A 20,742-nucleotide genomic window follows, 5' to 3' on the forward strand; every position below is an offset into this window, starting at 1 on the left:
CAAAAGACAAACATTAGATGGAAATTCTAATTTCAGCTTCGTATTTTGACGAAGCGTATAATAAAGACCGTACAAATGATTAAAAGATTAGTTCATTGTACGGTCTTTGCTTTAATTATAAACATTTGTTTTGGCCTCTTTTGGCATGATTTGTCATGTTTATCAAGGTCATAACTTTATAAATGAGTTAGTAAATTCTTATTGTGAGGTGTTCATATGCGAATCGTATCAATTTGCCCGAGTAATACAGAAATTTTGGCCTATTTAGATGCCATTGACCTACTAGTTGGGGTGGATGATGATAGTGATTGGCCTTTAGAAATTGATGGTCTTCCAAGAGTCGGACGTGATTTAAACATCGATGTGAATAAGGTCAAGGAACTAAGGCCTGATTTGGTTTTAGCTTCATTAAGTGTTCCAGGAATGGAGCGAAATATTGAACAATTAGAGGAGTATGGGTTACCATATATCATATTAAACCCTAACTCTTTAAATGAAATTGCTGATAATATAAAGACAGTTGGTGAAGAGATTGGAAAACAAGAGTTAGCTGATCAAGTTTACACTAGTTTTCTAAAAACCATTGATCAGTTTCAAAACTGGTCAAATCAAATTGAAAACCGAAAAAAAGTATATTGGGAATGGTGGCCAAAACCGATTTTTACACCAGGAGGGAAAAATTGGCTTACCGAAATAAGTGAATTAGCAGGTGCATATAATGTGTTTCGGGATTATGACCAAGCAAGTGTTCAAACAACTTGGGAAGAGGTCATTGACAAGGAACCTGATGAGATATGTATGGTTTGGGTTGGTGTTAAAGAAGCAAAAATGAACCCGGGCCATATTAAAAAACGTCATAATGCTTTATCACTTAAACCGGTTAAAGAAAATCGAATTCATGTCTTAGAAGAATACTTATATTGCCGTCCCTCACCAAGACTTTTGGAAGGACTGGAAAAGTTAGCAACTATTCTACACCCAGACCATTTTCCTCATGAATAGTTCTGTCTTGTAAGATATGCTAAATTAAGTAGAAACGTTTAGAGAAAGAAGGTATGACATTGGAAGAGGCAGTTTCAACTGATATAGAACAAGAACATGAACAAACTAGAGCCGCTGCTATTAAGCAAGGAGCTATAGCCGGTTTTCCAATCTTTTTAGGCTACTTACCGATCGCAATTGCTTATGGTGTTTTGGCCAAGCAATCAGGATTGACAACTTATGAAACAACCATGATGAGTTTATTAGTATTCGCCGGTGCTGCTCAATTTATGGCAGCGAATATGTTTGCACAAGGGGCCATGTTTTTACAAATTGTTGTCGCTACATTTGTCTTGAACTTCAGGCATTTTGTGATGAGTATGTCATTTATGAATAAGATTCATAACTTTCCCCTTAGGTGGAAGTTTGGATTATCGTTAGGATTAACAGATGAGACTTTTGCGGTTTCTTCATTAAACGGTAAAGAAGCTAACAAAAGTTATGGAAAGTACTTCTTTTTATCTTTATTTTTATTAGCTTATGTCTCGTGGATTATTGGTAGCTTTATTGGAGCGATGTTAGGTGACACATTGCCGACCTCCTTAAGTGATAGTATGGGAATTGCCCTTTATGCCATGTTTATTGGTTTACTAGTCCCCTCTGTGAAAAAGGAATGGCGAATTGGTGTCATCGCCGTCATTAGTATGGCCATCAATTATCTACTAATCACCTTCCTAAATTTAGATGATGGTTGGGCTATTGTTTTAGCAACTGTATTCGGTAGTTTACTGGGAATTTCATTATTGAAGGAGGAAGAGGCATGATTATTGCAACGATTATAGGGATGGCGATCGTAACGATGGTGCCACGGTTTATCCCGGCATTTATTATGGAAAAAATCTCTCTTCGTCCTTGGTTGAATCGCTGGTTAAACGCTATTCCCTTTGCAGCTTTAGGAGCATTGGTTTTTCCTGGTATAATGAATGTGATACCCGAACAGCCTTGGATTGGAATAATTGGTGGATTAGTGGCTGCAGCTATTGCATTATTTAATGTAAATGTTATCTTTGCAGTAGTGGGTGCAATTTTTACCGTATTTTTACTAACCATGTAGTGTTAGTTTGAAGGTGGGGATGGAAATGGTTAATGTTCGTAAAGCAACAGTTGAGGATGCTGAAAAGGTCGCCAAGGTCCATGATCAAACTTGGAAATGGACTTATGAACCAATTATTCAAAAAGACGACTTACAGCAAGTGACTTCTTTTGAATATAAGAAAATTATGTGGGAGACGACACTGAGATCACCACATCACCATGTATTTGTCGTTGAAACCGAAAACGGGGATATCGTTGGTCTTATTTCTGGAGGAAAAGAACGTACGGGTAACTTTACATATGACGGTGAAATTTATCAGATCTATATTTTACCAGAATATCAACGTAAAGGGTACGGACAAAGACTGCTGCTAGCGTTTGTGGAAGAGTGCGAAGAGGTCGGGTACCAATCGTTATTAGTCTGGATCTTAACTGATAATCCGTACGGTCAATTTTATGTTAATTTAGGTGCGAAGAAAGTTGAAGCTGAAAATGTGACTATTGGTAAAGGAACATATGAGGAAACAGCTTATGGATGGGAGTCTATCCAAACGTTAAAGCAAAACATAAATAAATCGAAAGAGCTTAGATAAGTTTCACCAACATAAAGAACGATCAATAATAAGTATTAGTGAATAAATATGGATAAAAGCCTCGGTTGAAGAGATATCTTCAATCGAGTTTTTGTAAGTTATGTAGTCAATGTAGTAGTTCATTTTTAATTTTTCTTAAAAAAATGAAAAACAACCCCCTGAAAAATTCACCTTGTATTCGTAACGTATAGTAAATCTAACAAAGAGGTGAGAGAATGAAGGGAAAAAAGCTAATTTACTCATTATCAGCAATTACATTAACTAGTTCATTAATGCTAAGTCCATTAGCAGTACTTGCTGATGAAGAGGAACAAACAGAAACAAATGAAGAAGAAGTTGAGGAAGTTCTTGAGGATCAAGAAGAAACTCTTGAGGAACTTGAGGATGAACTAAATGAAGAAGTTACTGATGAGGATGAGGGACAAGAAGAAGCAAATCTTGTCGAGCAATTATTTACTTATTACGGAAAGTTATCCAATCAACTATCCATTGCTCTTGAGGATGGACAAGTTGAGTTAGCTCACAGTATTTTATATTGGTCAGTTGAAGATCTGCAATCAGCATTTACTTCATATCAAGAAGGTGACTTAGATGCAGTTCGTTCAGTGATTGAAGATGGCATTGAGATTCTTGAAGAAGCAGAGGCTGTACAAGAAGACTCTGATGAAGAAGAAGAATCAACCGAAGAAGGTTCTGAAGAGGAAGAGGAATCAACTGAAGAAGGCTCTGAAGAGGATGCAGTAGAAGAAGATGAGCTTGAAGAAGATGAAGAAGAAACTGAAACAAAACAAATTGGTCAAAATGTTCTTTCATTAGCAAATGCAATGGAAGACAAGAAAAATCCAGTTGCAAAAGCTGCACTTAAGCGTAATATTGAGCGCTCACTTGATCGCTTAGAAGCTAAATATGGTGATATCTCTGATTTATTAGAACAATTAAATGAAATTACTGATGAATTTAAAGAAGAAGAAGAAACTGATGAAGATGAAGAGCAAGAAGATTCTAACGAAGAGAATAATGAAGAGGAAAGTTCATCATCTGATGAAGAGTCCGAAAATGATTCAGAAACAGAAGTTCAATCAGCAACGGTGAATGAAACAGAAGAAGATGAAAAAGAAGAATCTTCTAATGATGAAAAAGAATTTAAAAACAATGGTCAGAAGATGAAAGAACAGAACAAAGAAAACAAGCCAAGTAAAGGAAAAGGCAAAGGTAACAATGGTAAAGGCAATAATGGAAAGGGTCCAAATAGCTAATACCAACTGTGGAAAAATCGTGTTCAGTCACGATTTTCATATACACCTCTCTCCCAACAGAGGAAAAAAGGAGCTGTCTCTACAAGAGATGGCTCCTTTTTTCTTGGTACCTATTTCAAAGAGGGGTGACTTTTGCATAATTACCGAGTTTTCTGTAATTAAGCAAACACATAAGAAGACTACTTGAATAAAAATAAGTAAGGTTTCAGAAAATTATTGCAATTGCCTGTGAAATTTAGGATAATGGAAAAAAGGAGTAAGGGGGAAGGGATGATGAAAAAACAAGTAACCTCTTATGTATTAGTGAAGTATCGCTTTCCGAAAAGCATTGTTATAAAAGCAAGAAGAGATGTTCCTTACGAGTTTAAATTGACGTCGCGTTTGATTTTAGATGAGATCATGTTTAAATGGAACAAACAAGTATTAGAAGATAAAATTAATGAAGCCATTGATCAACAAAATATTGATGATTTTGATCGTCTAAGTAAACAGTATTCTAAATATATAGTATGATTTTAAATGCTGCCGTGAATGGCAGCATTTTTATGAGTAAGATCAATTTAAGTAGAATAGAGACATTAAGGTGGAAATCATGTTAAATTATATATAAACAACTTATAGAATGGGGATTATGATGATACGAAAAGTTTTAGCAACTACGATTTTCATGATGTTAGCAACCATATTATTCGCATGTCAACAGGATGACGTTGAATTAGGTTCAGGCCAAACAGCCCATTCAGCTGATTTAGAACTACAACCTAAGGGTCATATTGTCATTCATGAGCAAGAAGATCCTAATCAGACTGATCCTAATGGACAAGAAGAAGATTCACAAAAACCAGAGACAGATGAAAATGAAGCCATAACAGTTTCTGATCCAGATGCGATTGATGTGATTGTGAATAAGGAGCGAAAATTACCTGATGGCTATGAACCTCCTGACTTAATTCAGCCAAATGTAGATTTTCATGCAACGAATGAAGAGCGTAAATATATGCGTGAGGAAGCTGCGCATGCATTGGAAGAATTATTTCAGGCAGCTAGTGAAGAAGGACATGATCTAGTAGCGATTTCAGGGTATCGTTCTTACGGGACTCAAGAAGCTGTGTTTGCGATGCATGTAAGTAATAATGGACGAGAGTATGCTGAGCAATATTCAGCTGTTCCTGGACATAGTGAACACCAAACAGGATTAGCAATGGATATATCTACAGAATCATTAGGCTATAGTTTGACGGAAGATTTAAGTGATACAGCTGAAGGTCAATGGGTAGCTGAACATGGTCATGAGTATGGATTTATTATCCGTTATCCAGAAGGAAAGAGTCATATTACCGGTTATAATTATGAACCGTGGCATTTACGTTATTTTGGTGATAACTTAGCTACGGCAATTTATGAATCGGGCCTAACGGTTGAGGAATACTTTGGAATGGTTGAATAATATAAGATTTAAGGACCTAAGGATAGAAAGCTTTAGGTCTTTTTTTAGGCTATTCGTTTAAAATCTTGGTGATTATTATTATAATAAGAAGTGGTTTGAAAAGTTTCATTGGATAAATGAAGGAGGATATGAATATGGATTATCGTATTGAACGCGATACATTAGGTGAAATGAAAGTACCAAACGACAAATATTGGGGAGCACAGACCCAGCGTAGCCTGCAAAACTTCCCAATCGGTAATGAAACGATGCCAAAGGAAATTATTGAAGGCTTTGCGATTTTGAAAAAGAGTGCAGCACGTGCTAATGAGTCATTAGGTCTTTTAGAAAAAGATAAAGCTGATGCCATTGGACATGCAGCTGATCGTGTGTTAGCTGGAGAATTATTTGATCATTTCCCATTGGTTGTTTGGCAAACAGGTAGTGGTACACAATCAAATATGAATATGAACGAAGTACTTGCTTATGTTGGTAATGAGTGGTTAGAAGCGCAAGAAAAAGAAGTAAGTCTTCATCCAAATGATGATGTAAATAAGTCACAAAGCTCAAACGACACTTATCCAACTGCTTTACATATTGCGGCTGTTAAGAAGGTAGAAGATCACTTGTTACCTGCGCTTAAGCAGATGAAACAAACGTTAAAGGAAAAAGCAGACGCTTATCAAGATGTGGTTAAAATTGGTCGTACTCACTTACAGGATGCAACACCACTGACATTAGGCCAAGAAATTAGTGGCTGGCATCGTATGTTAGAGAAAACCGAATCCATGATTGATGATTCGTTAAAATATGTTCGCGAGATTGCTTTAGGTGGTACGGCAGTAGGTACAGGAATTAACGCTCATCCTGACTTTGCTGAAACCGTGGCTCAAAAAATCAATGAAGAGACAAATGGCACTTTTATTTCAGCTCCGAATAAATTCCATGCGTTAACTAGTCATGATGAATTAGTTCATACACATGGTGCTTTGAAAGCTTTAGCAGCAGATGTGATGAAGATTGCTAATGACGTACGTTGGTTAGCGAGTGGTCCTCGTTGTGGTATAGGTGAAATCACTATTCCAGCTAACGAACCAGGTAGTTCGATTATGCCAGGTAAAGTGAACCCAACACAAAGCGAAGCGATTACTATGGTAGCTGCACATGTGATGGGTAATGATGCAGCGATTGGATTTGCAGCAAGCCAGGGAAACTTTGAGTTAAACGTTTTTAAACCAATGATTGCCTATAACTTCTTGCAATCCTGCCAGCTTCTTGGTGATAGTATTAAGTCATTTGATGAGCGTTCGCTAGCAGGTTTAGAACCTGATGAAGAGAAGATTGAAAAATATTTAAATGATTCATTGATGCTCGTTACAGCATTAAATCCTCATATCGGATATGAAAATGCAGCTAAAATTGCTAAATATGCACACGAAAATAATCAAACGTTACGTGAATCGGCTGTTGAAACAGGCGTTCTCTCAGGTGAAGAGTTCGACAAGTTAGTTGTTCCAAAAGAAATGACAAAACCTAATGCCAAATAAAGAACCATAATTTACCGATGATTTTTCCTTATATAAATTCACTTCTTGTCCACAATATAATTACACAGGAGGTGACATTAGATTATGGCACAAAACAATAATTCTAATTCAAATCAGTTAGTAGTTCCTGGTGCTTCTCTAGCTTTAGACCAAATGAAAGCAGAGATTGCTCAAGAATTTGGTGTACAGCTTGGAGCAGATTCAACTTCACGTGCTAACGGTTCAGTTGGTGGTGAAATCACAAAACGTTTAGTACAGATGGCGGAGCAACAAATGGGTGGTCAATAAGTAGTTAATTGACAAGATTAATTATTTATTGTGAGACTTTAAAATTTAAATTGAATTCTAAGAGGGGGTCTTAATAGGGCCTCCTCTTTGTTGTTAGTAAGGGAGTTTCACTGCTTGAGTAAGTATTGATTTGAAAATAAAAATATGAGAGGAAGCCCCTCATATTTTTATTTTGACGTCTCATTATTTGTTTTTGCCTCTGGAAAAGGTTCATCATTTTCCCTTATGTCATGTAATTCCTCGATTTGCACTTGCTCGTCTTTTGGATTTACGTGTCCACCTGCTAATCCTTCATTAATCATACGATCAACATCTAAATCATACTCACTTCGACTGTCTTTGCGATCTCTTGAATCATTCATGATGATTAATCCTCCTTTCGATGCTTTCAAGTCTCTAAATAGTGAGTTCCTACAATCTATATTTTGCAACGCGTTTACTGGAATCATACATTGAAGTAATTGTATATGGGTATGATCTGTCGATGATTTGGAGATAATATGATATCTTGATAATGGTTCACTAAAGACAAAAGGGGGCTTTAACTTGGAATATTTATTAATAATCTTGTTAATGATTGGGATAGGTGCTGTTATTGGTGGGATGACGAACTTCTTAGCCATTAAAATGTTGTTTAGACCATATCGCCCTATCTATTTAAATAAATTGAAGCTACCTTTCACACCAGGTTTAATCCCGAAACGACAAGGTGAACTAGCCGAGCAGTTAGGGAAGTTAGTGACGAATCATTTAGTCACAGCCCAAGCCATTCGTGACAAATTAGAAAATAGTGAATTTAAACAGAAAATTGTTGAATTAGTCAATCAACGAGTTGAACGGTTTCTTTATGAGGACGGCCGAACTGTTTTCGCTCTTTTACAAGAGTTCAACTCAGATTTAACCATCGAACAGTTAGAAGCTCATGCAACTTCTTTAGTTGAGCAAGAACTGGTAAAAATTTATCACAGTCATCAATCGGCTAAATTATCGGAGGTCTTACCAGAGGACCTTAAACATTCAACCGATCAGCAAATTCCTGACGTTGCCTCGTATATATTATCTAAGGTTGACCAATACATTAACAGTGCACAAGGACAAAGGGAATTGTCAGAGGCAGCATCAAAATTTCTAGCTACACAAGGATTTTTAGGGAACATGGTCTCCTCCTTTTTAGGTGAGGAGGGATTGATAGACAAGATTACACCTGCCGTTAATCAATATATCCGTTCTGGACAAACGCAGACAACTGTTGAAAATTTAATTCGAAATGAATGGAATAAGTGGCAAGAAACTGAAATATCGATAATTCGCGAAAGATTCTTTGACGATTTATTGGAAAAACGGGTGGCTACATATATGATTGATGAAATGAATATCAGCGAGCATGTACAACAACCACTCTCAGCTAAGTTACAAAAATGGGAAAGCCTATTTAAAGAACAGATCACCCCAAAATTGACCAATCAACTATTTCATCAATTGTCTCAACAAGTGGAAACATTGATGAAAACTCTGGGGGTATCTGAAATGGTTCAGAAAGAAGTCGATCAATTTGATGTCGTTCGACTAGAGAAAATGGTACTAGAAATAACGAAGCGCGAGTTCACTATGATCACTTATTTGGGAGCTGTTTTAGGTGGGACTATTGGTTTAATCCAAGGTGTTATAGTGATTTTTATTAGCTAGTATGTATTTTTACTATACAGTCTGTACATTCTTTGATACAGTAGAAAAGAATATGTGAAAGATTATTAGGAGGTATATTGTGCCAAATATTTACGACTTAGCTTATGATTTAGAGAAAGGACTTCGCGAAAGCGATGAATTCCAAGCATTAAAAAATGCGTATGAAAAGGTTATGAATGATCCATCAACAAAGCAAATGTTTGATAACTTCCGTGATACTCAATTAAACCTTCAGCAGAAGCAAATGCAAGGTGAAGAGATTACTGAAGAGGAAGTTAATAAAGCCAAGCAAGTTGTTGATCTTGTACAACAAAACGAAGACATTTCTAAATTAATGGAAGAAGAGCAACGCCTAAACACAGCAATTGGTGATATTAGTAAGATTATTACGAAGCCACTTGAAGAGCTATACGGAGAAGATCAATAAGTTAATTTAGATGAATGAGTACATCATTGGATAAATGGTGTACTTTTTTATTTTTATATTTGTGGAATCCAAGCGAGACGTTTTAATCTCGCCTGGTATGAGCTTAGCTTAAGAAAGTACCCTCTGAAGTAAGTTGTTGGTTAGCGATGAAATAAAACTAATCGCCCGTCTGGAGCTACACAGCGGTGAGTTGTTTCTTCATATTGATGTTGTTTTAATTTTTCCTGTCCAATTTCTTTAGCTTCTTGATCATGGTTTGCCTCGAAAGGTTCATCTAATAGGTTTTCACCTGATTTAGCATAAACAGTTAAGTAGAAAGTCTTCATCTCTCATCCCCCTTAATAAATCCAAGCTTCTTACTTTTAACTATATGGATTTTAGAGAGTTTTGTAAATGGTCTGACGTTATTATTTTCTTCAGAACCGAACGTGCATTCGTTAATTGTTTTTGGTAAAATAAAGTCAAAGGTTTGAATGGAGGAACTAATGATGAGACAGTCGGTGCGTTTTTTACATTGTGCTGATTTACATTTGGATAGTCCGTATAAAGGGTTACACGATTTACCCGATCATATATTACACGATATTAAAAATAGTACATTCCAGGCGTTTGATCGACTAGTGGACTTGGCTATTTCTGAGCATGTTGATTTTGTCTTGATTGTTGGCGATGTTTTTGATCAACAATCGGTTTCGTTAAAGTCATTAGTCCATCTAAAAGAAGGATTAAAACAACTGAATGACCACGAAATTAATGTATATATTAGCTTTGGCAATCACGATTATCAAATGTTAGAGAAGGTTGATTTATCATTACCAGAACGCACATACATATTTCCTTCAGAGGAAGTGACAGCTTTTACCTACCAAAAGGGTGGGGAAGCAGTTGCACATATTTATGGATTTAGCTATCAAAGAAGAGCGGTAACGGAAAACAAGGTTCGTGAATATCTACCTAAGCAAGAATCTGGTTTTCATATAGCAACCTTACACGGGAGTCTGCAGTCTAATGAGGAGCATGACCATTATGCTCCCTTTTTATTACAAGAACTTAAGGAAAAATCATTCGACTATTGGGCTTTAGGACACATTCATCAACGATCGATCTTATCTAAGCATCCTTTAGTTGTTTATCCAGGTAATATTCAAGGAAGACATATGAAGGAGACCGGTGATAAAGGATGTTATCTAGTTGAACTTAGCGATGCATCACAGGATTTATCTTTTCAGTCTTTACAGTCCATCCGTTTTAGAGAAGATACTTTAGAATTTTTGGGTTGTACGAGTGGTGAAGAGCTTCTAGAACGGTTAAAACAATATAAGGCAGATGTTAGAAGTTATGGAGAAAAAGTCATTGTAAGAGTAACTGTTGAAATAAATTTCGAAATGAAGCATGTTAAAGAGTTAGTGACCATATTAAATGAGGATGAAGCAACAGAGCAAATTTGGGTCTGGTTTCAAGGGGTTAAGTTTGAGTATAGAGTTAACTATGATCGTGAACAGCTGAAAAAGTCAAACCGATTTGCTAGTGAAGTGATTCAGATGATTGATGAAGCTGACATTGAGGGGTATTTACAGGACTTGCTCAATAATCGTACCTTCCGCCAACACATGAGGGTTTTTGATCAACAATCGATTGAGGAAATTAAAGAAGAAGCTGAACAACTAGTTATGCAAAAGTTGTTAAAAGGTGGTCGTGATTGAATTGCATTTTAAACGATTAGAAATTGTTGCATTTGGAAAATGGCATCAACAAACTATTGAGCTGACTGATGGCTTCAATTACATTTATGGAGCTAACGAATCAGGGAAATCGTCGCTTCGAATGTTTATTACTTATGTATTATTTGGATTGTCTGCGCAAAATCGTGAACAATACCGTTCTAAAATAGATGGACAAATCGGTGGTCGAGTCGTCATTGAAAAGGATGGAGAGGACTGGGTGATCGAACGCTTCGCACACCATAATCGTGGCAAACGGATCGCTTATTATCAGGGTGAGCCAGTGGATGATAAGGCAATCAATCAGGTATTACAGCATATTGATTTATTTTTATTTGAAGCGATTTTTTCATTTCAGGATCGTGATTTGCACGCGATTCGTCATAAACATTCTGACGATATTGGTAAAGTTTTATTTAATCTGGGTTTGACAGGTTCTGATCAAGTTGTCGCTATCGAGAAGGAATTAACCAAGAAAAGTGAAGGTTTATTTAAAAAACAAGGTCGTAAGCCACCGATTAACGAAAAACTGAATGAACTAAAAAGTTTAACTGAAGAAATTGAACGAGTGGATCAACGAGAAAAGCAACATCACGGCTTGTATCAAGATGTTAAACGTCTAGAGAGAGAAATGGTGCTATTAAAAGAAGAAGAAAAAAGGCTCGACACAAGCATTCGAAACGCTCAACTTTTACTTCAAGCTAAATCCTCTATAGTTCAATTCCAGCAATTATCTCATGAAATGAACGAATTATTGACGGAATCACATTTAACAGAAGCCATGATCGAACGATACCAAGAAGTCAAAGAAATGCGACAGGAGTTTGATGAGAAAGCTAGGGTCCTTATTTCAAAGCTCGATCATGTCAAACAAGAGGAAGAAGATTTAAGAAAGGCATCAAAACAAGAGGTCCTTCCTTTCTCGTTAGATGAAGTTGAGCAGTGGGTATTTGATTTAGAAAGGCAGTACGAACGGAACCGTGAACTAAATGAACAATTAAAAAAGTTGCAAAATTCATTAGACGAACAACTTAAGGATACGAACCTTTATACCAATAAGGACGAATTATCTGCTTTAGAGTTAAGCCAATATACGAAGCAATCTTGGCAGAGGCTAGCTCAAGAAATAAAAGCAAATGCTGAAAAATTAAGTGAGCTTCAGAGTAAAAAACGAGTTAAATTGACGGAACTCCAGGAACTTAGTGAGAAACAGACCTCAATGGAACAGCAAATGTTATCTGAGGAACGGCGAATAACTTTAACAGATCAACTTGAACAGTTAAAGCAGAGACAAGCAAGACAGTCTTTAGAAAAACAAATGCAATCGCAGTCTGAAGCTCAACAAAAGCAATTATCTCGCTTAAATCATTGGATGTCTAACCTGAAATGGGGAATTAGCACCCTTTCAATCGTAGCAATAACCATTTATGTCTTATACGTTAGTTCGGGTTCTTCTAGTGATTACCTTTGGCTAAGTGGTTTAATGGGAGGCGGGTTATTGGCGTTTATTTTATTTCACTTTCAATCACGCTCAATAAAAAAGGAACTCAACAAACTAAAGAAAACGTCTGATTATTATAAAGAGGAAGAGGATTTAACTAGGAAGGTAATGGAAATTGAACGGCTATTAGAGAAAGAACAACAAGATCAACAGCAGTTAAATGAATTGAAAATGAAAATGGATTACCTTCATGCAGATTTAAGAGAAAATGAAGCTGAGCGACTTCGACTCGAAGAAAAATTAGATCAACTCGAAACAGAACGAGTCAGTGAAGTGCAACAATTTCCGTTCTTGGAATCCTTTGATCTTGATCAGTGGAGTGATATATACCAATTATTAGTTGATGCACAGAACTATATGGCAAAAATCAGTGATATTGAAGTCGAAATTGCTGAGGTTGAACGTGTGAGTGATCATTTAGAAGATCAGCTGAAACGATTTCTTAGCTATTATGTATCTGAAGGTGAACTCTATAGAAGTAAAGTATCCATTGAAATGGTACGACATTATATTAAATATGAAAGAGACTTAGCGGAAAAACAATACCATCAAAATCAGTGGCGTCAGCAACTAGAACAAGAATTAAAGGAATTGAAACTAGCGTATGAGCCTTATGAGCAAGATTTAAATCAACTTCTACAAGAGACTAATTTCGAAAATGAGGAAATTTTACGCCAAGCGATTGTAGACTTTGAGACTTACCAAGAAAAAGATCGTGCCAAGCAGCAGCATTATCAGGTGGTAAATGAAATCTTTAATGAACAGACTGATCACGTGCTCAAAAAATCATATGATTGGATTGAAATTGAACAACGTTTACGTCAAGATGAAGATAATCGTATAGGAGTTTTAGACCAATTAGAAAATAAGCGTCAAGTCCAGGCAGATTTAACGGCAACTATTAAACAGTTAGAAGAGGATGGGAGATTGTCTAATCTAATACATGATCAAGCGGTGCTTGAAGGTGAGATTATGAGTTTAGCTAAAGAATGGGCTGTGTATCAAACAGCGAAGGGAGTACTACAGGATACGAAAGCTCGCTATCAATATGAGTATTTACCAGCCGTATTAGAGTATACAAGGAAAGTCTTTCATAATGTAACTAGAGGTCGATATGTTGAAGTAGGTTTTTCAAAAGAGCAGTCTTTAAGGGTTTGTCAGTCTAACGGTGAATGGTTTGATGTTAAGCAGCTATCAGAAGGAACTGCCGATCAATTATACGTTTCTTTACGGCTTGCTTTGAATGAAGCACTAACTCATACGACAGGTTTTCCGTTTATATTAGATGATGCCTTTGTTCACTTTGATGATATGAGAAAAAGCCTTATGATTGATGAATTATTAGAAAAGGCAAAAGAGCAGCAGCTAATTTATTTTTCTTGCGAAAGCTATCCATTTACAGAATCGACTATAAATGTAGTTCCAATCGAAGAGTACGGCAAAGCTCAGTTGTAATTATTGTTTAATTGACCGAAAGTATAAAAGTTATAGTTAAAAAGGGGAGATAAGCGATGAATGAAGGAGTTGCGACTCTAGACGTTGGGGAAATTTTTGAAGGATTTCTATTGATCAAATCGGTTAATAAGGGGGTAACTAGCTCCGGAAAACCGTTTTTAACGATTATTTTCCGTGATTTATCTGGCGAAATTGAAGCTAAACTATGGGATTCAACCAAGGAGGATGAAGAAGCATTTACCAGTGAAGCAATCGTCCACATCCAGGGGGAAATCAGACAATTTCGTGGAAAAAACCAATTAAATGTTCGACAAATCCGCTTGGCAAACCCAACCGATCCAGTTAAAATTGAGGATTTTGTGGAAAAGGCACCAATAGCTCTTGAAGATTTAAAGGAAGAATTAACGCAAATGATCTTTACGATCGAAAATCCAAATATCCAACGTATTGTTCGATTTATTATGAAGACACACAGTGAGCGACTGTTTACTTATCCAGCAGCAACTAAAAATCATCATGAGTATGTCTCAGGGTTACTTCATCATATTATTAGTATGTTAAGAATAGCTAGACAACTTAAAGATTTATATCCTGAAGTAAATTCGGACTTATTATATGCTGGTATTATTCTACATGATATTGGAAAGGTGAAGGAGTTATCAAGTCCAGCTGCACCAACTTATACGTTGGAAGGCAAGATGCTTGGACATATTACGATGATGGTTGATGAAATCTCTTTAGCTGCTAACGAATTAGGCATTGAAGGTGAAGAGGTCTTATTGTTACAGCACCTTGTTTTAAGCCATCATGGTAAGGCTGAGTGGGGAAGTCCCAAAGCACCAATTATTCGTGAAGCCGAGATTTTACATCAAATCGACATGATTGATGCAAAGATGAACATGCTAAATCGTGCACTTGAGAAAGTAGAACCAGGTGAATTTACTGAGAGGATCTTCCCATTAGAAAATCGTTCATTTTATAAACCGACTATATAGTTAAATATGGATACCACCAGGTTTAGTATAGATCTACATTTTAGAAGTGGGAAAATAATAAAAGCTCCCCTCTAAGTAGCTGTTTTTGTTTCTAAACCAGCTTACTTAGATGGGGAGCCTATCAATAAAACTTATGCATGATCAAGTGTACCTTAGAATTCAGTATTAAAAATGTGTTCTAACTCCTCGTCTTTAATATCAACATCTGCGTCATTTATGACTTGATTAAGAATGTTTTGTAATTCGTTAGGGTCAACTTGACTAGCTAATAATTCATCACGAATTTGATCTTCCATTTCATCTAATGGTTCTAACTCTACATCTAAATCACGTCGATCTTCAACTAAGATGACATGCCAACCGTATTGAGTTTCAACAGGATCACTAACTTCACCTATTTCTAGTGAAAAAGCTACTTTTTCAAATGGGAAAACCATATCTCCTCCAGTGAAGAAGCCAAGGTCACCACCTGATTGTGCTGAACCGTCTGTAGAAAACTGTTCGGCCAGTTCTTCAAAATCTTCTCCCTCATGGTAAAGGTCTAAGACTTCTTGTGCTGTTTCTTCATCGTTAACAAGAATATGTCTGGCTTGTACTTCTTCTTGCATGTTTTCATATCGTTGTTTAACTTCTTCATCAGTCACTTCAAAGTCTTCTGTTGCGGCTAAAAATTCAAGCTGACTAATATACAGAGCCTCACGAAATTCTTCTTCATTAGAGAAACCTTGTTGCATGATGAATTGATCAAACTGTGATCCTAATTGTTCTTTAAACTCATCTATTTCTGCTTCTAACTCTTCTTCTGATACGTCATAATTATTCTCGAGCACCATGCGTGTTGTCATTTCTCTTAGAACGCTTTCACCATATCTGTCTTTTAATTCCTCATAGAACTCATCTTTAGTAATATCACCTACATTGGTTTCCACAACCGTCTCATCTTGGTCAGATGAACATGCAGATAAAACTAAGACAATGCTTGTACAAATCATGAGTATTACTTTATTCATTTTTATGCTCCCCCTAAAGTCTGTCATTTGTCTACAAGAAATAATATATCACAAATTTTAAATAACTTACACTAAACATTTGATATGTGCCTAAACAAAGACGATATCTCTCACATAAGATATCGTAGTTATGTCATTAGGAGGTGAATTAAGTGAGCTACGGTAGAGGAGGATACGGCGGCGGTTTTGCGTTAATCGTCGTGCTGTTTATTTTATTAATCATTGTTGGAGCTGCTTGGTTCTAAAATCCGAATCGTTAGGAAAGAAAAAGGGTTGTTCCGATTAAGTTCGGAGCAACCCTTTTAATAATTATGGCTTATAGGTCAGGTTCATAAAACTCTAACCTATGAAAGCGTGTATTCAATCTATAGATAATTCACTTCATAATAAGATGAAATGAGCAGAATTAACATTGAAATGTTGATGGTACGATATACCTTGTTACTTTTTTCTGATGACATTTCTGATTTGGTACAGAATTTCTTTGTCATTGAGTTGAAAGAATACAAAATGAATATGGCAAATGGTACGTAAAACAATAACAAAATGTTTCCCCCTCCTAATTATCTACATTATAACACGGTTAAGGAGATTGTACTAATATATCATAGTTGTTCTTAGATTTTTCGACGATACATTTCTTAGGCGCCTTTACGAAGAATGATAGAATTAACCAATCTGATAGCGAAATGCCGATATGAATAGATGCAAAAACGATTAAGATTGGATAAAACATCGGGAATAGAAGAGCACCTAACAGTAACGGTAATGAAATAAATACACTTGGCGCTAACATCATAATGATTGATGTACGTTTCGATAAACTAGATTTAATTTTAATTTTTAAATAGGGGATATACTTAAACTTTAAACGCCATTTTAATTCAAGCTCTTTATCCGTAAATGTAATTGGAAATGCATGCGCTAATTTATGCAAGATGGGTAGGACGACAACACCTAGTAATACTTGCCACAGCGCTGGTTCATGTAAGGTTACATTTTGATGGATAATCGAAAACGGAATAAAAAGAATGATAAATGAGATAATCCCAAGAAAGATTGATAGAATGGTCAACCTATTTTGACCAACCTCTTTATTAATGTTTATGGTTCTCCAGCAAGTCATATTACTAGGGCCTCCTTTTCGTTGCATATTATTGGACAACTATTATTAATTATGCTGTCTCAGAAGGAATAATACGCTTTACGAAACAAAAATTCAACCCTTTTCTTAAAAATAATCAATAATATTTAATATTCCTTACGAATACTCGCAATGGAGCGATCGAGAATCTCCAAATATTCGTTACCGTAGATTTCTTTTACAATGGCTTCAAGGTCCTGAAACTCTGGGAAACTACCATATAAATCTTTTAATGGTAATGAGGCTTGCATAACGGTATTTTTCACTGTTGCATTAGCATGTGCTTCCATGGTTTCTTCAAACAGCTTCATACCTGCATCAGTTAATTCAACGTAAGTGTTTCGCTTATCTTCTTCCCTTTTTGAAAAGGATAGTAAACCTCGTTCCTCTAACTTTTTCGAGAAATTAAAGGCAGTCGATACATGCATGATCCCAAACTTAGAGATTTCTGAAATGCTAGCTCCATTCAGGTGATAACAAATCCACAAGATATGGTGTTCGTTAAGGTTTAAATTAAAAGGTTTAACCCATTTTTGCCAATCTTTTTCGATTTGTTTCCAAATGGCTTTGGACAACTGTGCCATTTTGTGTGAATACAGTATGGCTTCCTGCAGTGAATAAGATTCGTTACTCACAATAAATGTCCCCTTTGTTAAAGTATTTTATGAATAAAAATTATATATGATTAATTCATCAGTTACTTAACTAATCCGTCTTTTTACCTATATTTAATAGTTTAACATAATCATAAAAAAAGATTTGTAGAAAATCAGTAATTTCTACAAATCTTTTAATGTATTCGTTATTTCTTATTTAATTCAACAAAAGCTTCCTCCAACAAATTGTGAAACTTAATTGCCTCATGTAGTTTATACTCGGTCTGTTTACTGCTTAGGATTTGATTGGTTTTCATATCATTTTCAATTTGTTTTAGATTTGATTTTTGCCGATCAATTGCATCAAGCCAGCGATTGACATATGCCTTCATAAACTTACCATATAAATCTTTCTCTGCTTGATATAAATCTTTTCGAACCCCTTTGATCCAAACACGTTCTACTAAATTATAATCAAGTAGGGTTCGAATAGAATTACTCATCGCAGTTTTACTTTTTCCTAAAGCATTCTTCATATCATCAAGAGTCATCGGTTGGTTACTCAAATACAAAATAACGAATAATTGTGATTCTGTCGTATTTAAAGAGAACATCTCGAGGGTTTTGGAAAACTCACTAATCATCTGGTAATGAAAGTGATCTAGTGTTTCTCGGTTTTCATCTGTCTGCATAAATGAGCCTCCTTAAGGACATCTACGTAACAATCTACACCAGTTCAGAGAAAAAACAAACTGTGGTTTTAGGTAGCATTTGCTAGATAAATAGAGCAATTGTCGATTTTTTATCTAATAAGTTTGTACAGTTTGAACTTTACGGACTATATAAAAGTATATAACTTTATACGTACTTTGAGTTTTACTGGATAAACTAATATAGTTATAAGGGTGATTGTTACAAAAAGTTTACAAGCTGTATTGAAAATAATAGTTGGAAAGAGGAAAGAGGTGTAGACCATTGCCTATTAAGGTAGAGAATTTATCGAAGATTTTCGGTAAACGAACAAAAGAGGCAACATCATTACTTGATGAAGGATATTCTAAAGAAGAAGTTCTGGAAAAAACTGGCTGTACTGTCGGTGTTAACCGTGCCAACTTCGAAGTAAAAGAAGGAGAAGTTTTCGTTATTATGGGTCTATCAGGAAGTGGTAAATCCACATTGGTTCGCTTATTGAACCGTCTGATTGAACCAACAGAAGGTAACGTTGAGATCGATGGTGATAACTTAGCTACTATGAATAAGGAAGATTTACGTGAAGTTCGCCGTACTAAAATGAGTATGGTATTCCAGAAATTCGCATTATTTCCTTTCCGAACAGTTCTTGAGAATACAGAGTTCGGTTTAGAGATCCAAGGTATTGATAAGGAAGAAAGATCGGAAAAGGCTCAAGATGCTCTAGAGCTTGTAGGATTAGGAAGCTTTATGCAACAGTATCCTAATCAGCTATCAGGTGGTATGCAGCAACGTGTTGGTCTAGCACGTGCTTTAGCTAATGACCCTGAAGTTCTACTAATGGACGAAGCATTCTCTGCGTTAGACCCATTAATTCGTAAAGATATGCAAGATGAGCTGTTAGATCTACAAGAAAAGATGCAGAAGACGATTATCTTTATTACGCACGATTTAGACGAGGCGCTTAGAATTGGTGATCGTATTGCGTTAATGAAAGATGGATCTATCGTTCAAATTGGTACACCAGAGGAAATTTTAATTAACCCTGCAAACGATTATGTTGAGAAGTTCGTTGAAGACGTTGATCGTTCGAAGGTATTGACTGCTGATAAGATTATGAAACGTCCAGAAACAGTTGATTTTCATAAACATGGTCCACGTGTTGCTTTAGAAAGAATGCGTGAACAAGGTTTATCTACTATTTATGTTACGGATCGCTCTCGTAATCTTAAAGGTTATGTAACAGCAGACGATGCGAGATCCGCACGTGAGGAAGGTATTTCTAGTTTAGAATCGATTATTAAAACAGATATGCCAACAGTTGATTTGGATACAAGCATTCAGGATATTTTTAATGTTATTCATGATGCTCCAGTTCCAGTGGCTGTTACAGAAGAAGGGAAATTAAGAGGAATTATTGTACGTGGTGCAGTGATTGCAGCACTTGCTGATGGAAATGGAAATGGGGTGAATGGAGACGATGCTTGATAATCTACCACAAATTCCAATGGCAGACGGAATAGATTGGACAGTTGATCAAATTACTGAAGTATTTAGTTGGTTATTTAACCCGATTAAATCAGGGTTAGGTGCTGTATTAGATTATTCTGCGGAATATTTAGCTATGGTACCACCAATTATTTTCATATTAATTGTAGCTATTGTAGCGTTTTTCCTAAGTGGAAAGAAATTTGGCTTAGCAGCATTTAGCATTATTGGTTTATTATTTATCGAAAACCAAGGTTTATGGGATCAATTAGTATCTACTTTTACTCTTGTCTTTTATGCAAGTTTGATTTCTGTAATTGTAGGTATTCCAGTGGGTATATTAATGTCTAAGAGCAGAATTGCCGAAAATATCATTACACCTGTATTAGACTTTATGCAGACTATGCCAGCATTTGTTTACTTGATTCCAGCAGTTGCATTCTTTGGAATCGGTATGGTTCCTGGTGTGTTCGCCTCATTTATTTTCGCAACACCACCAGTTGTTCGTTTTACAAACTTAGGTATTCGCCAAGTTTCTACAGAATTAGTTGAAGCATCTGATGCATTTGGTACAACTGGTAGTCAGAAGCTATTTAAAGTCGAGTTACCTATGGCCAAGCGAACAATTATGGCTGGTGTTAACCAAACGGTTATGCTATCGTTATCAATGGTTGTTATTGCGTCAATGATCGGTGCACCAGGTTTAGGACGTGACGTATTGTCAGCACTTCAGCGTGCCGATGCGGGTCCTGGTTTCGTAGCTGGTTTTGCGATTGTTATTTTAGCGATTATTATTGACCGTTTCACACAAAACTTAAATAAAGAAAAGCACTAAGTTAGGGA

The 20,742-nt window shown here is 36.1% G+C and carries 23 protein-coding genes; 17 read left to right on the plus strand and 6 right to left on the minus strand.

The features are described 5' to 3' along the window. Positions 1-216: 216 nt before the first annotated feature. The 9 genes from HWQ49_RS07760 (at position 217) to HWQ49_RS07800 (ending at position 7,186) form a co-directional block, all read left to right on the plus strand. Complete coding sequence (locus HWQ49_RS07760; RefSeq protein ID WP_188207036.1) at positions 217-1,002, plus strand: cobalamin-binding protein; 786 nt, start codon at positions 217-219, stop codon at positions 1,000-1,002. 59 nt (positions 1,003-1,061) lie between these two features. Continuing rightward, entirely contained in the window at positions 1,062-1,805 is a 744-nt protein-coding gene (locus HWQ49_RS07765) for an AzlC family ABC transporter permease (protein WP_223155065.1), read from the plus strand. Beyond that, a complete protein-coding gene (locus HWQ49_RS07770; RefSeq protein WP_188207038.1) occupies positions 1,802-2,095 on the plus strand; it encodes an AzlD domain-containing protein in 294 nt (97 codons plus the stop codon). Before HWQ49_RS07765 ends, HWQ49_RS07770 begins: the two co-directional genes overlap by 4 nt. A gap of 25 nt (positions 2,096-2,120) precedes the next feature. After that, the gene (locus HWQ49_RS07775; RefSeq protein ID WP_188207039.1) at positions 2,121-2,669 is read left to right on the plus strand and encodes a GNAT family N-acetyltransferase; all 549 of its coding nucleotides are present in this window, start codon (positions 2,121-2,123) and stop codon (positions 2,667-2,669) included. Positions 2,670-2,884: 215 nt separating this feature from the next. Beyond that, positions 2,885-3,925, plus strand: coding sequence for a hypothetical protein (locus tag HWQ49_RS07780; RefSeq protein WP_188207040.1), 1,041 nt, complete (start codon positions 2,885-2,887; stop codon positions 3,923-3,925). Positions 3,926-4,198: 273 nt separating this feature from the next. After that, positions 4,199-4,438 (plus strand): IDEAL domain-containing protein, encoded by a 240-nt coding sequence (locus HWQ49_RS07785; RefSeq protein ID WP_188207041.1) that lies wholly within the window; start codon positions 4,199-4,201, stop codon positions 4,436-4,438. Between the two features lie 121 nt (positions 4,439-4,559). Continuing rightward, positions 4,560-5,372, plus strand: coding sequence for a M15 family metallopeptidase (locus HWQ49_RS07790; protein WP_188207042.1), 813 nt, complete (start codon positions 4,560-4,562; stop codon positions 5,370-5,372). Positions 5,373-5,506: 134 nt separating this feature from the next. Further along, positions 5,507-6,898 carry a class II fumarate hydratase gene (fumC, locus tag HWQ49_RS07795; protein ID WP_188207043.1) on the plus strand — a complete coding sequence of 464 codons (1,392 nt, stop codon included), beginning with the start codon at positions 5,507-5,509 and terminating at the stop codon, positions 6,896-6,898. A gap of 84 nt (positions 6,899-6,982) precedes the next feature. Then, positions 6,983-7,186 carry an alpha/beta-type small acid-soluble spore protein gene (locus HWQ49_RS07800; RefSeq protein ID WP_188207044.1) on the plus strand — a complete coding sequence of 68 codons (204 nt, stop codon included), beginning with the start codon at positions 6,983-6,985 and terminating at the stop codon, positions 7,184-7,186. 167 nt (positions 7,187-7,353) lie between these two features. Here HWQ49_RS07800 and HWQ49_RS07805 read toward each other — a convergent pair whose 3' ends face one another. Further along, complete coding sequence (locus HWQ49_RS07805; RefSeq protein WP_188207045.1) at positions 7,354-7,548, minus strand: hypothetical protein; 195 nt, start codon at positions 7,546-7,548, stop codon at positions 7,354-7,356. 184 nt (positions 7,549-7,732) lie between these two features. Here HWQ49_RS07805 and HWQ49_RS07810 point away from each other — a divergent pair, with 184 nt between their 5' ends. Then, on the plus strand, positions 7,733-8,872 hold the full coding sequence (locus tag HWQ49_RS07810; RefSeq protein ID WP_188207046.1) for a DUF445 domain-containing protein: 1,140 nt from the start codon (positions 7,733-7,735) through the stop codon (positions 8,870-8,872). A 79-nt stretch (positions 8,873-8,951) separates the two neighbouring features. Continuing rightward, on the plus strand, positions 8,952-9,299 hold the full coding sequence (locus HWQ49_RS07815) for a YlbF family regulator (protein WP_188207047.1): 348 nt from the start codon (positions 8,952-8,954) through the stop codon (positions 9,297-9,299). 140 nt (positions 9,300-9,439) lie between these two features. Here the strand turns inward: HWQ49_RS07815 and HWQ49_RS07820 are convergent, their stop codons facing one another. After that, entirely contained in the window at positions 9,440-9,625 is a 186-nt protein-coding gene (locus tag HWQ49_RS07820) for a YhzD family protein (protein ID WP_188207048.1), read from the minus strand. 162 nt (positions 9,626-9,787) lie between these two features. Here HWQ49_RS07820 and HWQ49_RS07825 point away from each other — a divergent pair, with 162 nt between their 5' ends. The 3 genes from HWQ49_RS07825 to yhaM are packed head-to-tail and all read left to right on the plus strand — an operon-like array spanning position 9,788 to position 14,971. After that, on the plus strand, positions 9,788-11,002 hold the full coding sequence (locus tag HWQ49_RS07825; protein ID WP_188207049.1) for a metallophosphoesterase family protein: 1,215 nt from the start codon (positions 9,788-9,790) through the stop codon (positions 11,000-11,002). A gap of 1 nt (position 11,003) precedes the next feature. Continuing rightward, entirely contained in the window at positions 11,004-13,976 is a 2,973-nt protein-coding gene (locus HWQ49_RS07830) for an AAA family ATPase (protein ID WP_188207050.1), read from the plus strand. Between the two features lie 56 nt (positions 13,977-14,032). After that, positions 14,033-14,971: a 3'-5' exoribonuclease YhaM gene (yhaM, locus tag HWQ49_RS07835; RefSeq protein ID WP_188207051.1), complete on the plus strand. Its 939-nt coding sequence runs from the start codon at positions 14,033-14,035 to the stop codon at positions 14,969-14,971. Positions 14,972-15,123: 152 nt separating this feature from the next. Here yhaM and HWQ49_RS07840 read toward each other — a convergent pair whose 3' ends face one another. Beyond that, on the minus strand, positions 15,124-15,981 hold the full coding sequence (locus HWQ49_RS07840) for a peptidylprolyl isomerase (protein ID WP_188207052.1): 858 nt from the start codon (positions 15,979-15,981) through the stop codon (positions 15,124-15,126). A 152-nt stretch (positions 15,982-16,133) separates the two neighbouring features. Between HWQ49_RS07840 and HWQ49_RS07845 the strand changes: the two genes are divergently transcribed. Beyond that, positions 16,134-16,226 carry a YjcZ family sporulation protein gene (locus HWQ49_RS07845; RefSeq protein WP_188207053.1) on the plus strand — a complete coding sequence of 31 codons (93 nt, stop codon included), beginning with the start codon at positions 16,134-16,136 and terminating at the stop codon, positions 16,224-16,226. Positions 16,227-16,564: 338 nt separating this feature from the next. Here HWQ49_RS07845 and HWQ49_RS07850 read toward each other — a convergent pair whose 3' ends face one another. The 3 genes from HWQ49_RS07850 to HWQ49_RS07860 all read right to left on the minus strand — a co-directional run bounded on the left by HWQ49_RS07850 (position 16,565) and on the right by HWQ49_RS07860 (position 18,413). Further along, complete coding sequence (locus tag HWQ49_RS07850) at positions 16,565-17,107, minus strand: DUF3267 domain-containing protein (RefSeq protein ID WP_188207054.1); 543 nt, start codon at positions 17,105-17,107, stop codon at positions 16,565-16,567. 125 nt (positions 17,108-17,232) lie between these two features. Further along, positions 17,233-17,760 carry an HTH-type transcriptional regulator Hpr gene (locus HWQ49_RS07855; protein WP_188207055.1) on the minus strand — a complete coding sequence of 176 codons (528 nt, stop codon included), beginning with the start codon at positions 17,758-17,760 and terminating at the stop codon, positions 17,233-17,235. A 167-nt stretch (positions 17,761-17,927) separates the two neighbouring features. Next, positions 17,928-18,413 carry a GbsR/MarR family transcriptional regulator gene (locus tag HWQ49_RS07860; RefSeq protein ID WP_223155067.1) on the minus strand — a complete coding sequence of 162 codons (486 nt, stop codon included), beginning with the start codon at positions 18,411-18,413 and terminating at the stop codon, positions 17,928-17,930. Between the two features lie 283 nt (positions 18,414-18,696). Between HWQ49_RS07860 and HWQ49_RS07865 the strand changes: the two genes are divergently transcribed. Further along, entirely contained in the window at positions 18,697-19,899 is a 1,203-nt protein-coding gene (locus tag HWQ49_RS07865) for a quaternary amine ABC transporter ATP-binding protein (RefSeq protein ID WP_188207056.1), read from the plus strand. Continuing rightward, on the plus strand, positions 19,892-20,734 hold the full coding sequence (locus HWQ49_RS07870; protein ID WP_394810767.1) for an ABC transporter permease: 843 nt from the start codon (positions 19,892-19,894) through the stop codon (positions 20,732-20,734). Before HWQ49_RS07865 ends, HWQ49_RS07870 begins: the two co-directional genes overlap by 8 nt. Positions 20,735-20,742: the final 8 nt, after the last annotated feature.

The sequence above is a fragment of the Alkalibacillus aidingensis genome (genome assembly GCF_014595945.1).
GTDB classification, from domain to species: Bacteria; Bacillota; Bacilli; order Bacillales; family Alkalibacillaceae; genus Alkalibacillus; species Alkalibacillus aidingensis.

Excerpts from the sequence above, each read along its gene's own strand:
- HWQ49_RS07820 (WP_188207048.1), bottom strand. The coding sequence starts at position 9,625 with ATGAAGACTTTCTACTTAACTGTTTATGCTAAATCAGGTGAAAACCTA.
- HWQ49_RS07785 (WP_188207041.1), top strand. The coding sequence starts at position 4,199 with ATGAAAAAACAAGTAACCTCTTATGTATTAGTGAAGTATCGCTTTCCG.
- HWQ49_RS07805 (WP_188207045.1), bottom strand. The coding sequence starts at position 7,548 with ATGAATGATTCAAGAGATCGCAAAGACAGTCGAAGTGAGTATGATTTA.
- HWQ49_RS07780 (WP_188207040.1), top strand. The coding sequence starts at position 2,885 with ATGAAGGGAAAAAAGCTAATTTACTCATTATCAGCAATTACATTAACT.
- HWQ49_RS07825 (WP_188207049.1), top strand. The coding sequence starts at position 9,788 with ATGAGACAGTCGGTGCGTTTTTTACATTGTGCTGATTTACATTTGGAT.
- HWQ49_RS07840 (WP_188207052.1), bottom strand. The coding sequence starts at position 15,981 with ATGAATAAAGTAATACTCATGATTTGTACAAGCATTGTCTTAGTTTTA.
- HWQ49_RS07850 (WP_188207054.1), bottom strand. The coding sequence starts at position 17,107 with ATGACTTGCTGGAGAACCATAAACATTAATAAAGAGGTTGGTCAAAAT.
- HWQ49_RS07770 (WP_188207038.1), top strand. The coding sequence starts at position 1,802 with ATGATTATTGCAACGATTATAGGGATGGCGATCGTAACGATGGTGCCA.
- HWQ49_RS07800 (WP_188207044.1), top strand. The coding sequence starts at position 6,983 with ATGGCACAAAACAATAATTCTAATTCAAATCAGTTAGTAGTTCCTGGT.
- HWQ49_RS07790 (WP_188207042.1), top strand. The coding sequence starts at position 4,560 with ATGATACGAAAAGTTTTAGCAACTACGATTTTCATGATGTTAGCAACC.
- HWQ49_RS07775 (WP_188207039.1), top strand. The coding sequence starts at position 2,121 with ATGGTTAATGTTCGTAAAGCAACAGTTGAGGATGCTGAAAAGGTCGCC.
- fumC (WP_188207043.1), top strand. The coding sequence starts at position 5,507 with ATGGATTATCGTATTGAACGCGATACATTAGGTGAAATGAAAGTACCA.
- HWQ49_RS07860 (WP_223155067.1), bottom strand. The coding sequence starts at position 18,413 with ATGCAGACAGATGAAAACCGAGAAACACTAGATCACTTTCATTACCAG.
- HWQ49_RS07760 (WP_188207036.1), top strand. The coding sequence starts at position 217 with ATGCGAATCGTATCAATTTGCCCGAGTAATACAGAAATTTTGGCCTAT.
- HWQ49_RS07870 (WP_394810767.1), top strand. The coding sequence starts at position 19,892 with ATGCTTGATAATCTACCACAAATTCCAATGGCAGACGGAATAGATTGG.
- yhaM (WP_188207051.1), top strand. The coding sequence starts at position 14,033 with ATGAATGAAGGAGTTGCGACTCTAGACGTTGGGGAAATTTTTGAAGGA.